Genomic DNA, 14,673 nt, shown 5'->3' on the forward strand with positions numbered 1-14,673 from the left:
TTACCTCCACTCAGAGCCCATGATCAGGACCCTAGCCAGCACGATCCCCAGGAAAGCCTTATCCGTCGCCATCCTCAGCGCGTCGCTTCTCGCGGCCGGTTGTTCGAGCCTCGGTCCGTCGCGGCTGAAAGCCGATCAGGTCGATTACGCCCGCGCGCTCGGCGATGCCCAGAAGCGTGAAATTCTCGCCGCCATCGTCGGGCTGCGCTTTGCCGATGCGCCGTCGTTCCTCACCGTCAGCAGCATCATCGCGGCATACAACTTCGATGCGTCCGGCGGTGGCATTTTGAATGCAGGATCGGGCGCGCAGCCGAACTATGCGCAAGCGACGGGCAGCGTGTCGTACTCGAATCACCCGACGTTCACCTTTACGCCGACCACGGGCGATGCCTACGCGAGCGCTTACATCCGGCCGCTGCCGCCGACGCTCGTGCTGCCGCTCGCGGAAAGCGGCATGCCGATCGATCTGCTGTTGCGCATCACCGCGCAGTCCATCGCGGGTTTGCAGAACGGCAACGCGCTGGGCGGTCCGAATGCATCGGGCGCGCCGGAATTCTTTCTGCTGATCCAGGCTTTGCGGCGCTTGCAACTCGCGGGCGAGCTCAATGTCGAATCGCGCAATGAGGACCATGCGGCGCGCGTGTTCATCACGCTTGCCGCGACGCGTAGCGGCTCGAACAAGGCCATCACTGACGATCTCGCGCTGGTGCGCAGGCTGCTTCATCTCTCGCCGAAGATGAAGACATACGAGATCGTGTACGGGCAGTCGTCCGATAAGGACCGGATTCCGATGGTCACACGCTCGGTGCTCGGCATCCTGACCGATCTCGGCGCGCAGATTCCCGTGCCCGACCCGCAGATCGGCAGCGGCGCGACGAAGCCGACGATCGGTCTGATCGGCGGCGAAACGCGGCCGACGATCGTCGTGAAGGTGGGCGAGAAAGCGCCGCAGGATGCGTACGTGAGCGTGCTCTACGACAAGGCGCAATACTGGATCGACCGGGGCGACTTCGATTCGAAGTACGCCTTCACGGTCGTGCAGAACCTGATGGCGCTGGCGGAAGTGACGGATACGTCGAAGGCTCCGGTCGTGACCATTCCGGCCAACTAAGCGAATGGCATTTTGCGTCTTGCGTGTTGCGCGTTGCATGCAGCATGCAAAGCGCCTTCCCACCCTTACGGCATAACTGACAGCAAACCGACCGCTCGATGGCGCGGGCGACAGCTTGCTTCGCGAGGAACCGCAAACGTGTATGCATGCGACGCCCGCGACTTTCGCGCCACAACAACACTTCCCCAAAAAAACGCCAAAGATCTAAAGAAAAGCTTCCGCATAAACCCTCGCAACCGTTTGCGTGATTTGTTTTGTAAGCTTCATCTGTGTCATCGTATCGGGGCTTTTAAGCGACAGCCGAACAGCATTCGAACAACGAACACGAAAATCAAACGGGGCAGGCGGAAATTCGATGTGGATCGTAAGACTTGCACTCAGACGCCCGTACACGTTCATCGTCCTGTCGCTGCTGTTGCTGATCATCGGTCCGCTCGTCATTCTGCGCACGCCGACCGACATCTTTCCGAACATCGACATTCCGGTCGTCAGCGTCATCTGGAGTTACACAGGCCTGCCGCCCGACCAGATGGAGCGCCGCATCACGCTCAATTACGAGCGCGGCCTTTCGGTGGCGGTGAACGACATCGAGCACATCGAATCCGAATCGCTGCCGGGCATCGCGGTCATTCGCATTTATTTCCAGCCGAACGCGAACGTCGATGAAGCCATCGCCGAGATAACGGCGCTCTCGCAAACGCAACTGCGCTCGCTTCCGCCCGGCATCACGCCGCCGAACATTCTCCGCTTCAACGCATCGACGGTGCCGATACTGCGGCTCGCGTTGTCGTCGCCGGAACTGACCGAGCAGCAGCTCTACGACTTCGGCAACAGCTTCCTCAAGACGCAGCTCGCGACCGTGCAGGGCGCATCCGTGCCGTTGCCGTATGGCGGCAAGCAGCGGCAGATCATGGTCGATATCGATTCGCAGAAACTGCAGGCGAAGAACCTTGCGCCAACAGACGTCGTCAATGCGATCAGCGCGCAGAACCTGATCTTGCCGACGGGCACGACGAAGATCGGCTCGATGGAATATTCGGTCGGCCTGAACGCGAGCCCGAACACCATCGAAGGGCTCAACGATATCCCCATTCGCACCGGCCCCGGCGGCACGATCTATATCAAGGACGTCGCGCATGTACGCGATGGTTTTCAGCCGCAGACCAATATCGTGCGGGTCGATGGCACGCGTGCTTCGCTTCTGACGATCAACAAGAGCGGCAACGCATCGACGCTCGATATCGTCGCGCGCGTGAAGAAGCTCTTGCCGACCTTGCACGGCATGGTGCCGGAATCGCTGAAGATCGAACCCGTCGCGGATCAATCGTTGTTCGTGCGCGCATCGGTATCGGGCGTGCTGCGTGAAGCGGTCATTGCAGCGGGACTCACTGCGGCGATGGTGCTGCTCTTTCTCGGGAGCTGGCGCGCGACGCTCATCATCGCGATCTCCATTCCGCTCTCGATGCTCACGTCCATCGTCGCGCTTTCCGCGATCGGACAGACTATCAACATCATGACGCTGGGCGGCCTCGCGCTGGCGGTCGGCATTCTGGTCGACGATGCAACCGTCGCGATCGAGAACATCAGCCAGAATTTGGAGCAGGGCAAGGAGTTGGAACAAGCCATTCTCGATGGCGCGCAACAAATCGCCGTGCCCACGCTCGTCTCGACACTTTCCATCTGCATCGTGTTCATTCCGATGTTCCTGCTGACAGGCGTCGCGCATTATCTTTTCGTGCCGATGGCCGAGGCCGTTGTCTTCGCGATGCTCGCGTCGTACTTCTTTTCGCGCACGCTTATTCCTACGCTCGCAAAGTACCTGTTGCGTCACCATGAGCACATGGGCGGCGATGTCGAATCGATGAAGGGATCGCGCAATCCGTTCGTGCGCATTCACCTGGGTTTCGAGCGGCGTTTCGAAGCCGTGCGCGGCCGCTATCGCGCGTTTCTCGAAGCACGGCTCGTGCATCCGGGCCGCTTCGCTGCCATCTTTCTCGGATGCTGTTTGCTCTCGCTTGCGCTTGCGCCTTTTCTTGGTCGCGACTTTTTTCCATCGGTCGATTCAGGCGTCATCGCCATGCATATGCGCACGAAAACCGGCACGCGCATCGAAGAGACAGCGGCGCTCACGGACCGCGTCGACAATCGCATACGCGAACTGATTCCGCGCAAGGAGATTCACTCGGTCATCGACAACATGGGCTTGCCGGTGTCGGGCATCAACCTCTCGTATAACAACACGGGCACCGTGAGCGCAGCCGATGCCGACGTGCTCATCACGTTGAATGAAGATCACGCACCGACCGACGACTACATTCGCGAATTGAGAAGACGCTTGCCGCAAGAGTTTCCCGGCGTGACGTTTTCATTCCTGCCCGCCGATATCACGAGTCAGATTCTCAACTTCGGTTTGCCCGCACCGATCGATATCGCCATCACGGGACGTGACGTACGGGGAAATCGCGAGTTCGCCAATCACTTGCTCGAGAAGATTCGCCGAGTACCCGGCCTCGTCGACGCACGCATTCAGCAGCCTTCCGATCTTCCGTCGATCAACGTGGAAGTGGATCGCACGAAGGCGTTGCAAGCGGGCTTCACGCAACGCGACGTGGCGAACAATCTGCTCATCACGCTCTCGGGCAGCCAGCAGACGACGCCGACGTTCTGGCTCAATCCGGTCAATGGCGTGAGCTATAACGTCATCACGTCCGCGCCGCAATACGACATGAACTCACTGCAATCGGTGGCCAATATTCCGGTCACCTCCGCGAGCGGCAAGACGAACATACTCGGCGCGCTTGCATCGCTTTCGCGCGGCTCGCGCGATGCGGTCGTCTATCACTACAACGCACAGACCACCATCAATCTCTATGCGACCACCGAGCGGCGCGATCTGGGCGCGGTGTCCGACGACGTGCAACGCATCATCGACGAATCGCGCGCGCAATTGCCGAAGGGCTCGTCCATCGACATACGCGGACAAGTCGAGACGATGAACACGTCGTTCTCGGGCCTTGCGCTCGGGCTGATTCTCGCGGTCGTGCTCGTGTATCTGCTGATCGTCGTGAACTTTCAGTCGTGGCTCGATCCGTTCATCATCATCACTGCATTGCCGGGCGCGCTTGCGGGCATCGTATGGATGCTGTTCCTCACGCACACGACGCTCTCCATTCCCGCGCTGACCGGCGCGATCATGTGCATCGGCATTGCAACGGCCAACAGTATTCTCGTGGTGAGCTTCGCGCGTTCGGCGCTCGCCGAACATGGCAATGCGGTGCGTTCCGCGCTCGAAGCCGGCTACACGCGTTTCCGTCCTGTGCTGATGACCGCACTCGCGATGATGATCGGCATGGTGCCGATGGCGATCGGCCTTGGCGAAGGCGGCGAACAAAACGCGCCGCTCGGCCGCGCGGTGATCGGCGGGCTGGCGGTCGGCACCATCGCGACATTGTTTTTCGTGCCCGTGGTGTTCTCGATGGTCTACAAGCGTATCGAAGCGCGGAACCAGCGGAACCAACGTAACGAACGCATGAACGAAGCACAGTCCTGAATTGACGGAGCATGAATGGAAGAGCAGTTGACGCAACGTTCGGTGAGCGGCAAGCGCGGGCGCATAGGGCTCGTGATCGCGCTATTGGTCGTGGCGGGCATCGTCGCGCAAGGCATCTGGTCGCGGCATAGTCAACACGCCGAACTCGTGCGCGATGCCAACGAGCACGGCATGCTGACGGTCGAGGTGATCAAGCCCGTGCGCATGAAGCCGACGCAGGACCTGTTGCTTGCGGGCGATATCCGCGCGTTCTCCGATGCGCCGATCTTCGCGCGCACGAACGGTTATCTGAAACGCTGGACCGTCGATATCGGCAGCAAGGTGAAGAAGGGCCAGTTGCTTGCGGAGATCGATGCGCCCGAAACCAACGATCAACTCCGTCAGGCGCGCGCCGATGCGCAAACCGCGCGCGCGAACTATCTGCTCGCGAAGACCACGGCGGATCGCTGGGCGCAGATGGCGAAGAACAATTCGGTTTCGCGTCAGGAGACCGACGAGAAGAACGGCGACATGCTCGCGAAAGAAGCCGCTTTGAATGCCGCGCAGGCGAACGTGTCGCGGCTCGAACAGCTCGTATCGTTCCAGAAGATCTATGCACCGTTCGATGGCGTAGTGACCGCGCGCAACACGGATGTCGGCCAGCTGATCGATGCGGGCAGCGGCGCGGCGGGCCGCGAACTCTTCCACATTCAGGACGCGACGACGCTGCGCGTATTCGTCGATGTGCCGCAAGCCTATGCACGCATGGTGACGGTCGGCATGCCCGCGGAGTTGCTGTTGAACGAGGAACGCAACCGCAAGTTCGACGGCATCACGGTACGCACGGCCGGCGCGGTCGATCCGGTTGCACGCACGATGCGCGTCGAAGTCGATGTGAAGAATCCGGCTGGCGACCTGCTCGCAGGTGCCTATGCGCAAGTGCGTTTTCGTTTGACGAGCGCGAATCCGTCGTACACGTTGCCGGGCAACGCGCTGTTGTTCAGGCCGGATGGCGTGCATGCGGCGAGCGTCGATGCGAACAATCGCGTGAAGCTGCTGCCGATCACGCTCGGCACCGACTACGGCACGCGTGTGTCCATCGTCTCGGGATTGCATGGCGATGAGCGAGTGATCGTCAATCCGCCGGATTCGATCATCGATGGTGCGACTGTGCGCGTCGGGCAAGAGAAAAATAATAAGTCGAACGAACGATCATGAAGCCGATGCGCTGGATACTGCCGCTCGTATCAGTGAGCCTCGCCGGCTGCGCAGTCGGCCCTGATTATGTGCGTCCGGAAGTCGCGACGCCTGCCTCATACAAATCGACGATACCGGCGGATGCAGCGGTATCGCCGCAAGACTGGAAGTCCGCGCAACCCGCCGACGCAAAGCCGCGCGCGCCGTGGTGGGAAGTCTATGGCGATCCGCAATTGAACGCGCTCGAAGAACGCGTGGTCGCATCGAATCAGAACGTCGCCGCAGCAGCGGCGCGTTATCGCGGCGCGCGTGCCGCCGTTGCGCAGGCGCGTTCCGCGTTCTTTCCGACGATCACCGCGAATGCATCGTTCAATCAGTCGCGGGTGTCGTCGAATGTGCTGTACCGTTCGAGCGCGGGGAAGACCGTGCCCGACTATCTCGTCGAAGCGCAGGTTTCATGGGAGCCGGATCTGTGGGGCCGCATCTCGCGCGCAGTCGAAGGCGGGCGCGCCGAAGCGCAGGCCAGCGCCGCCGACTTGCAAAGCGCGATCCTCTCGATGCAGGCCGAGCTTGCAACCAACTACTTCGACCTGCGCGGCACGGTAGAAGAGGAGCGCCTGCTTCAAGAGACACTGCAAGCCTACGAAAAAGCGCTTGCGTTGACGCGCGATCGCTTCGAAGGCGGCGCCGCGGCGGAATCGGATGTCGCGCAAGCGGAGGAGCAGTTACGCGCGACGCAGGCGCAACTGATCGACCTCGAAACCACGCATACGAGTCTCGTCAACGCGATTGCGATTCTCGTCGGCGAACCGCCATCGACTTTCACCCTCGATGTCGCGCCGCTCAACGCGGATCATGTGCCGCATCCCGGCGCGGCGCTGGCTGCGTTGCCGCTCGCGGTGCCTTCGGCGTTGCTCGAACGCCGTCCCGATATCGCGGCGGCGGAGCGGCGCGTTGCCGAAGCGAACGCGCGCGTGGGCGTCGCGACTGCCGCGTTCTTCCCGAACCTTCTGCTCGCCGCGACCGGCGGTCTCGAAGCGACGCACTTCAGTTCGTGGCTGATGGCGCCGAGCCGCTTCTGGTCGCTCGGGCCGCAGCTCGCGTTCACCGCGCTCGACTTCGGCGGCCGTGCGGCGGCACGCGATGCAGCGCGCGCGGCATATGACGAGAGCGTCGCGGATTACCGGCAAACGGTGCTGACCGCATTCGGTCAGGTCGAAAATAATCTTAATGCGCTCGACGTGCTGCGCCGTGAAAGCGATGCGCAGCGCCAGGCCGTCGATGCCGCCAAGCGTGCGCTCGACAAGATCGGCAATCGCTATGAAAACGGCGCGATCACGTATCTCAATGTCGTGGTAACGCAAGCGACGGTGCTGTCGGACCAGCGCGCGGCGGTGCGCATCGAACAGCGCAGGATGGACGCGAGCGTCGCGCTCGTGAAGGCGCTCGGCGGTGGATGGACCACGGATCAGTTGCCTCGCGCCGAAGAAGTCTCGGCGCGAGAGTGAAACACCTGTGAGCCGCGATCAAACGCTTCCGCGTGGACGGCAAATCATGAAGTACTGCGAACTGATCCACCACGGTGCGTTCGGAACAGGACTCACATGCGCCGCATCGATGGCGAAACGTTCGCTCACCACATCGCGCAATTCGCGGAAATCGAAGCCCTTATGCGTGATGCGCGGATTGTCGGGCCGCTCCACGCGGATGCCGACCATCGATTTCAGCAACTCGGCGGGCGTGTATTCGGACTTCAACGTGCGGCTGCGAATCATCCAGTTCGATACCTTCGGCGCGATCGCGAGCCCATACATGATCGGCACCGAAATGACGAGCGCGCCGTTTGCCTTGAGGATGCGCGCGGCGTCGTCGAGGAGGGCGTGGACTTCGCTCGCGTAGAGATGCTCGCAGACTTCGAACGAAGTCAGCACATCGACACTATGCGATGCCACGCCGTCGAGCGATTCCGCGTACTTCACTTCGGGAAACGTCGGCGCCATGAACTTGTCGTGACCGATGAGCGTGATGTCGGGCCGCGCTTCGCCGAGCGTATGCAGAAAAAGCCCGGGCCCCGCGCCGAAATCCACCACCGTGCCGCGCATCGGGCAAAGGCCGGTGACGAGATCGGTCGCCATCGTCATTCGCGTTCGGTGCGCGAAACGCGCGAGCGGATTGCCTGACTTGACGGTCTGTGCTTCGTATGAAATCTCGCGCATTCGGAGTCCCCTGTTTTTTATCGACTCGTTATCGAATGATTTTTTGCTGGCCGTTTTTGGCGATATTGCCGAGACGCCACGCGCCGCGCAATCGTCTGCAGTAGGCGTTAGCCGCCTAACTTCTGCCGGCGTCCGCCATGCGCGAGTGCATCGAAACGGGGCATCGACATTATACGAAGAGCCATGCGCCGCATGCGATGAGCGCCACACTCCAGAGCCAGTCGACGTTGATCCAGCCCGTGCGCAGAAACCCTAAGCCCGCGCGTTCGTGCATCGACATGGCAAAGATCGAGATGGCGGCGATGACCGCGAGCATCGCCGCGGTATGAATCGACAGCGCGAGCGCGCCCGCTTCGAACGCCGCCGACGTTCCGCCCGCCGCGCCGCCGCAGAAGGGCAGCAGCGCGGGCACGAGCATGAGGCCCGCGCCATGTGCGCTCGACATCACGAAGGACCACAACGCGAGTCCCGCGAGACCCGTTCGCATACCGACAGCAGGGCGCCCGCGATGTCCGCGCCATGCACGCCATGCGCCCCAGCCGATCAAGAGCGCACCGCAGCCGCGCGCGAGCGTTTCGTGACCGACGACTGACCCCAGCGTGAGCACGCCCGCGAGCACGAGCGCAACCGATAACGCATGACCGAGCGCGATCGGCACGAGCGACAGCAGCACCACGCGCTTGCTATGCGCGTAGAGGCCCAAGGCCAGCGCGAAGAGCCAGCCCATTGCGGGATTGACGCCATGAAACGCGCCGAGCCCCGCAGCCGTGAGCCACAGCGCGGGCGTGGTGGTATTCATGCGGCCGCGCTCGCGCAATGCATCATGGATAGCAATACGAATCCGACGAGCAATCGCCGCCTTGCAGCCGGATCTGATGCGGGCGATGTCCCTTCGGCCAGTCGATGAAGAAGCGTTCGTCGGCAGTCAGCCCGCCATTCGCGCCGGCATCGAGCTTCACCATCCAGCCTTCGATGCCTTCCGGATAGAACTGCGCATCCACCGCACCGTAGAGTGAATTCGTGAAGTAGACGCGGCGTCCGTCGCGGCTCACTTCGACCATTTGCGGGCCGCCGTTGAGCTTGCCGTTGCTCGCGCCCGGATGCGTCGCGCGTGCGACGATGCCGCCGATGCGCACCTTGCCCGTGAGCTTTGGCGCGAAGGGATCGGAGACGTCGTATTGCAGCATGTCGCCGGTGCCCCAGCAGGACACGTAGAGAAAGCGGTCGTCCATCGAGAGATCGATGTCGGACACGAGCGGCGGCACTGCGCCGAAGCCCTGCAAGAGCGGTGGAAGCACGGAGGCGTCGGCGGGTTCGGCGGGAATGTCGATGATCTTCTTCACGGCCCACTTGTCCTTGTCGCGATACCACGTCCATATCGACGACGACAAATCCTTCAGGCTGATCACGCAATTGACGAAGCCATAAGCCTTGGTCGGATCATGCGCGGGACGCAGTTCGAAGACGAGTTGATACTCGTCGCCGAAGTCGATTTCCTGCACGTGCCTGCGCTTGGTCAAGTCCCAGAAATGCAGCTTGCGCCCGTATTTCGCGCCCAATAGCAACTCGGGCACGAGGCCGCTTTCGAAGGTGTCGGGCGTGCCCCATTCGCTCGTGACCATCGTGTCGTAGCCGAGATGCCACCATGCGTCGTAGGCGAGCTGCTGCGGCCCGCGATCCACTTCCCATCGGCCGAGCGGATCGAAGCTCTGCTGATCGAGCATGAGCACGCCGCCGGGCGCCTTGCCTTCCGCGTTGCCGAGCGCGGACACATAAATGCCGCCCGGTCCGCAATGAACGGTATGCGGCCGCGTATAGCCGGTCTTTTCCGCGAGCTCATCCGGCTCGATCGTCTTGACGATGACCGGGCTCTTCGGATCGGGCTTCGTATCGACGATATGAATGCGCGACGAACGCAGCCCCGGCACCACTAGGTAGCGCCGCTCCATATGCGGATGCGGCGCGTTGGGGCACAGACACGAGGAGCACGCGTTCCAGCCGAAGTGATGCAGCTCGTCGTCGACATCGGGCATCGCGAGTTCGCCCACGATCTGCGCATACTTCGGCGATTCGGGATCGACATCGACGACGGCCAGCTTGTCGGGCGTCTTGCGTTCGGGATCGAAGGTCGCGACATAGGCGAGCGTTTCGCGCGGCGCTTTGGCCGCGAGTCGCGGGGAAGGGTAAAAGCTCGGATCAGGTTTCCATGTCGCCATGTCGATTCTCCCAATGAGCGGTCCCTCTGCACTATAGGACACGCACGGGCCGATTGCGCCGGACCGCTTATAAGGGATTACGCAATACAAAGCATGCACGGATGCAACGCGCATCGATGACGCCGAAGCATCTACAATGAAGGCGTCGTCCTCTTGGACCCGAAGGAGGTTGCGATGACCGAGCCGATGATCAGCCTGATGGTCGGAGTCGTGGTGGTGCTATGCGCCGTCGTGATTCTGGTCATGCATCACAGGCACCCGCATATCCACCCGCCCAAAGCACGCTGGCTGGACACGCATCCGCCGCGCGACTGGATGCATCACAGGCATTGAATCAAGTTTGGCTTGCGTGCATGAAGCGCCGGTTTCCACCGGCGTTTTTTTTCGTTCAGCGTCTTGGCCCTTTCATCGCTTCCGCTTCCATCGCCGCGTGCCATTCCTCGCTGTGTTCGATAGGGTCGATACCTTCATCGATGGATGAGGACGCGCGCTCCGCGAATGCGCGCGTGTCCTCGTCGGCGTCTTCGCCGGATGCGTCGTCGTCGGGCGGTTCCAGCATGTCGTGCAGCATCGCCGCGAGTTCGGGCGTGTCCCAAGGCTCGCCACGCTGCTTTTTCTTCTTGATGTAATGCCTGACTTCGGCATCCTGCTCGGGCGTGAGCGGCAGGCCGCGAAACGTGCGCGTGGCGTCGTACTCGTTCATCGGATGCTCCCTCGCTAGAGCATGAGGCATGCCCTTAGTGTAGCGCCGTTCCATGCGTCGAACGAGATCTCTTCAAAGCGGCGGCAGCCTGCGCTCGATGGGCGTCGTCTTCACGATGGCGGTGCTCGTCGCGGCGCGATCCGTGACCTTCGCGAGGATGTCGTCGAGATGCTCGATGGAACGAAGATACAGGCGGCAGACGAAGCAGTCGTCGCCCGTGACCTTCACGCATTCGACGAACTCGGGAATGCGCCGTATCGATTCCTCCACGAGATGCAACTGGCCCGGCAAGGGCTGCACGCGCACGATGGCCTGCAGCGTGTAGCCGAGCGCGGATGGATCGATTTCGACGGTGAAGCCGCGTATCACGCCTTGCGCTTCGAGCCGGCGCATGCGCTCGGCCGTGCTCGGCGCGGATAAGCCGATGCGCTTCGCAAGCTCGCTCACGGCGATGCGTCCGTCGCTCGCGAGCACGCCGATCAGCGCGCGATCGATCGCGTCGATGCCCGGTTGCGGCCCACTGAGGTTTTTCTGCATGTCGGCCTTCGAAAGCAAGGTGATAAACACAAAGTGCCTTATTTTAGGCATGGTTTTCGGTTGCGCGCATCGATAGACTGCATGTCATCGAAACTGAATTCGCATCGCCGCCATGAATACTCGCGCACTGAGCCGGACGCACACTGCCGGCGACCATCGCCGGGGCGCCATCGAAATGACGCTCGCCATGCTGATGTCGGGCACCATCGGCTGGCTCGTCGTATCGTCGGGACAGTCCACATGGAACGTCGTGTTCTTTCGCTGCGTGTTCGGCGGGGCCACGCTCGTCGCCGTGTGCGCCATGCTCGGCTTCCTCAAGAAGCGCTATTTCTCGTGGCGCATGCTCGCGTGGGTCGCGCTCGGCAGCATTGCGATCGTCGGCAACTGGCTGCTGCTCTTCGCGGCGTATTCGCGCGCGTCGATCTCCATGGCGACGACCGTCTACAACACGCAGCCCTTCATGCTCGTCGCGCTCGGGGCGCTCGTATTGCGCGAGCGCATTTCGGCATCGACGCTCGCGTGGCTCGGCGTTGCGTTCGTCGGGCTCGTGATGGTGGTGCGCGTGGAGCCCGCCGTGCTCGCCATGCCCGGACGCTATCTCGAAGGCATTGGGTATGCGCTCGGCGCGGCCTTTCTCTACGCGATATCGTCCATCATCACCAAGCGCCTCAAAGACACGCCGCCGCATCTCATCGCGATGTTGCACGTGCTGCTCGGCATCGCGATGCTCGCTCCTTTCGCGCGCTTCGATGCGGCGCCTGTCACCGTCGGCGGCTGGGCGTGTCTGATCGTGCTCGGCATCATGAATACGGGCCTCATGTACGTGCTGCTGTATGGCGCGATCCAGAAGCTGCCGACGGCCACCACCGGCGCGCTCTCGTTCATCTATCCGGTGGTCGCGATCGTCGTCGACTGGCTCGCGTTCGGCCAGCATCTCGCGTGGCTGCAAGTGGCGGGCGCGGCGCTCATTCTGCTCGCGGCAGCGGGCGTGAACCTGAATTGGCGCATCGTGCCGGCGCGTCGGCGTGTCGAAGAATGACGCTGCATGATGCGGCGCGCGTCGTATAGAATGGCCCGCTTTTCCGAACAACATCGAAAGCGCCGCCATGTGGTTCAAGAATCTTCAGCTTCATCGTCTTCCCGCTCACTGGACCGTCACGGCCGATCAAATGCAGCAATGGCTTGCGCCGCTCGCCTTCAGCGCGGCGTCGAGCGTCGAGAACGAGCGGCGCGGCTGGGTCTCGCCGCGCGGCGACGATGCCCTCGTCTATACGATCAACAAGCAGATGCTCATTACGTATCGCGCGGAAAAGAAGCTCCTGCCCGCGTCGGTCGTCACGCAGTTCACGAAGGAACGCGCGCTCGAACTCGAAGAGCAGCAGGGCTTCAAACCGGGCCGCAAGCAGATGCGCGAACTGAAGGAGCAAGTGACCGATGAACTTCTGCCGCGCGCCTTCAGCATTCGCCGCGATACGCGCGTGTGGATCGATCCGGTGAATGGGTGGCTCGCCATCGACGCGGCATCGGCGACGGTCGCGGACGACATCATCGGCTTGCTGGTGAAGTCGGTCACGGACCTGCCGCTTGCGAGCGTGCGGCCCGCGCGCTCGCCGGTGTCGGCGATGACCGAGTGGCTCCTGACGGGCGATGCCCCCGCGGGCTTCACGCTCGATCGCGATACCGAGCTGCGTTCGGCCGGCGAAGGCAACGCGACGGTGCGCTATGTCGGCCACGCGCTGGAGGCCGAGGACATGCGCCGGCATATCGAGGCGGGCAAGCAGTGCATGCGTCTCGCGATGACATGGGACGACCGAGTGTCGTTCGTGCTGACGCCTTCACTGACGTTGAAGCGCGTGACGCCGCTCGACGTCATCAAGGAAGCCGCCGATCCCACCGCGGCCAACGACGACGAACGCTTCGAATCCGACTTCCTGCTGATGACGGGCGAACTCGCGCGCCTTTTCGCAGCGCTTACGGAAGCGCTCGGCGGCGAAGAGGATTTGCGCGCGGCGGCTTAAGCAGCTTCACACCGCTTCATGCTGCTTCCGCCGCAGGCGATGCGAACGCGAAGGCGTTCTTGCCGTTGCGTTTGACGGCGTACATCGTGTCGTCGGCGGCGGCGACAAGCCGCCAGTAGTCCGTCACGCGATCCGGATACGTGGCGATACCGATGCTCGCGCGCACGAGCGACAAGTCCATGCGCCCATCGGTTTCCGCCACGCACGTGATGATGCGCTGCGCGATCGCGGCCAGTTCGAGATCGCTCGAAAACTCCCGCACCAGCACCGCGAATTCGTCGCCGCCGATGCGCGCGACCACATCGCTATTGCGCACCGTCTGACGAAAACGCCGCGACACCGCAATCAGGAACTCATCGCCGATGCGGTGGCCGTGCGTATCGTTCACGCGCTTGAAGCCGTCGAGATCGATATACAGCACCGCGATGCGCTTGGCCGTCGCGCCGTGGCCGAGCTGCTCCGCGGTCTCTTCGAGCGCGGCGAACAACTTGCGGCGATTGGGCAGGCCCGTCATTGCATCGTGCAGGGACGCATGCTCGAATTCACTCGAAATGCCGACGAGCTGGCGATTGCGCTTTGCATACATGCCGAGCGCGGTGATCAACACGCCGAACACGATCGACGACAACGCGATCAGCGTATGCGACACGCTGACGATGCGCGCGCGCACATCGTCGCTCGCGCGATCGCGTTCGTTGCGCCAGTAGAGGTAAGCGGAATCGAGCGCACTGCTCGCCGCCTGGAAGTCCGATGCCGGCGGCAGCACCTCGGCGGGCAGCGCAGGCGCAGGTTCGGGACTCGATGCAATGAGCGCATGCAGGCTCGCGAGCCGCGCGGCGAACTCGGCGCGCGCGTCGCGATAGGCCGCGCGATGCGGAATATCGTCGGGCGGAGCATCCTGGAGCGAGAGCGTCGAGGCACGCGCCGTATCCGCGCGTTCGACGGCTTCCAGCACGAGGCCGATGTATTCCTGTTGAAGTTGCGCGGAGAAGATCGCGCGGACCTGGAACGCGAGAAACAAGAGACCGATCAGGAGACAGACCAGCGCGACGCCGGCTATCGGCGCGGGGCCGGGAATGCGCACGCGCCGGGCGTAGGCGCGTGCGGCGCGTAGGGCGCGCTGCGCGCGCGTCGTGAACGCGTCGT

The 14,673-nt window shown here is 62.6% G+C and carries 13 protein-coding genes; 7 read left to right on the plus strand and 6 right to left on the minus strand.

The genetic code is table 11. The annotated features are described in order from the left end of the window. Positions 1–43: 43 nt before the first annotated feature. The 4 genes from AWB72_RS14510 to AWB72_RS14525 all read left to right on the plus strand — a co-directional run bounded on the left by AWB72_RS14510 (position 44) and on the right by AWB72_RS14525 (position 7,345). A complete protein-coding gene (locus AWB72_RS14510) occupies positions 44–1,111 on the plus strand; it encodes a hypothetical protein (protein ID WP_040048577.1) in 1,068 nt (355 codons plus the stop codon). A gap of 355 nt (positions 1,112–1,466) precedes the next feature. Beyond that, a complete protein-coding gene (locus tag AWB72_RS14515) occupies positions 1,467–4,661 on the plus strand; it encodes an efflux RND transporter permease subunit (RefSeq protein WP_040048443.1) in 3,195 nt (1,064 codons plus the stop codon). Between the two features lie 15 nt (positions 4,662–4,676). Next, positions 4,677–5,858 (plus strand): efflux RND transporter periplasmic adaptor subunit, encoded by a 1,182-nt coding sequence (locus AWB72_RS14520; RefSeq protein ID WP_040048444.1) that lies wholly within the window; start codon positions 4,677–4,679, stop codon positions 5,856–5,858. Continuing rightward, positions 5,855–7,345: an efflux transporter outer membrane subunit gene (locus AWB72_RS14525; protein WP_040048445.1), complete on the plus strand. Its 1,491-nt coding sequence runs from the start codon at positions 5,855–5,857 to the stop codon at positions 7,343–7,345. The genes AWB72_RS14520 and AWB72_RS14525 overlap by 4 nt, the downstream gene beginning before the upstream one ends. 18 nt (positions 7,346–7,363) lie before the next feature. On the opposite strand, the gene AWB72_RS14530 is transcribed toward AWB72_RS14525, so the two are convergent. From AWB72_RS14530 to AWB72_RS14540, 3 genes are all read right to left on the minus strand, one after another. Continuing rightward, a complete protein-coding gene (locus AWB72_RS14530; protein WP_084592690.1) occupies positions 7,364–8,053 on the minus strand; it encodes a class I SAM-dependent methyltransferase in 690 nt (229 codons plus the stop codon). Between the two features lie 169 nt (positions 8,054–8,222). Continuing rightward, entirely contained in the window at positions 8,223–8,852 is a 630-nt protein-coding gene (locus AWB72_RS14535) for a hypothetical protein (RefSeq protein ID WP_040048579.1), read from the minus strand. A gap of 22 nt (positions 8,853–8,874) precedes the next feature. After that, positions 8,875–10,269 carry a selenium-binding family protein gene (locus AWB72_RS14540; RefSeq protein WP_040048446.1) on the minus strand — a complete coding sequence of 465 codons (1,395 nt, stop codon included), beginning with the start codon at positions 10,267–10,269 and terminating at the stop codon, positions 8,875–8,877. Positions 10,270–10,443: 174 nt separating this feature from the next. Between AWB72_RS14540 and AWB72_RS29160 the strand changes: the two genes are divergently transcribed. Continuing rightward, positions 10,444–10,602, plus strand: coding sequence for a hypothetical protein (locus AWB72_RS29160; RefSeq protein WP_167550960.1), 159 nt, complete (start codon positions 10,444–10,446; stop codon positions 10,600–10,602). A gap of 55 nt (positions 10,603–10,657) precedes the next feature. Here the strand turns inward: AWB72_RS29160 and AWB72_RS14550 are convergent, their stop codons facing one another. Together AWB72_RS14550 and AWB72_RS14555 are read right to left on the minus strand one after the other, a co-directional pair. After that, positions 10,658–10,972 (minus strand): hypothetical protein, encoded by a 315-nt coding sequence (locus AWB72_RS14550; protein WP_040048448.1) that lies wholly within the window; start codon positions 10,970–10,972, stop codon positions 10,658–10,660. A 72-nt stretch (positions 10,973–11,044) separates the two neighbouring features. Beyond that, positions 11,045–11,509, minus strand: a complete 465-nt coding sequence (locus tag AWB72_RS14555; protein WP_040048580.1) for an Lrp/AsnC family transcriptional regulator — start codon at positions 11,507–11,509, stop codon at positions 11,045–11,047. A gap of 112 nt (positions 11,510–11,621) precedes the next feature. Between AWB72_RS14555 and AWB72_RS14560 the strand changes: the two genes are divergently transcribed. Continuing rightward, a complete protein-coding gene (locus AWB72_RS14560) occupies positions 11,622–12,548 on the plus strand; it encodes a DMT family transporter (RefSeq protein ID WP_087128147.1) in 927 nt (308 codons plus the stop codon). A 67-nt stretch (positions 12,549–12,615) separates the two neighbouring features. Then, positions 12,616–13,527, plus strand: a complete 912-nt coding sequence (locus AWB72_RS14565; protein ID WP_040048450.1) for a recombination-associated protein RdgC — start codon at positions 12,616–12,618, stop codon at positions 13,525–13,527. Positions 13,528–13,543: 16 nt separating this feature from the next. Here the strand turns inward: AWB72_RS14565 and AWB72_RS14570 are convergent, their stop codons facing one another. Next, positions 13,544–14,611: a GGDEF domain-containing protein gene (locus AWB72_RS14570; protein ID WP_040048581.1), complete on the minus strand. Its 1,068-nt coding sequence runs from the start codon at positions 14,609–14,611 to the stop codon at positions 13,544–13,546. Positions 14,612–14,673 lie beyond the last annotated feature (62 nt).

It is taken from the genome of Caballeronia concitans (assembly GCF_001544615.1).
GTDB lineage: Bacteria > Pseudomonadota > Gammaproteobacteria > Burkholderiales > Burkholderiaceae > Caballeronia > Caballeronia concitans.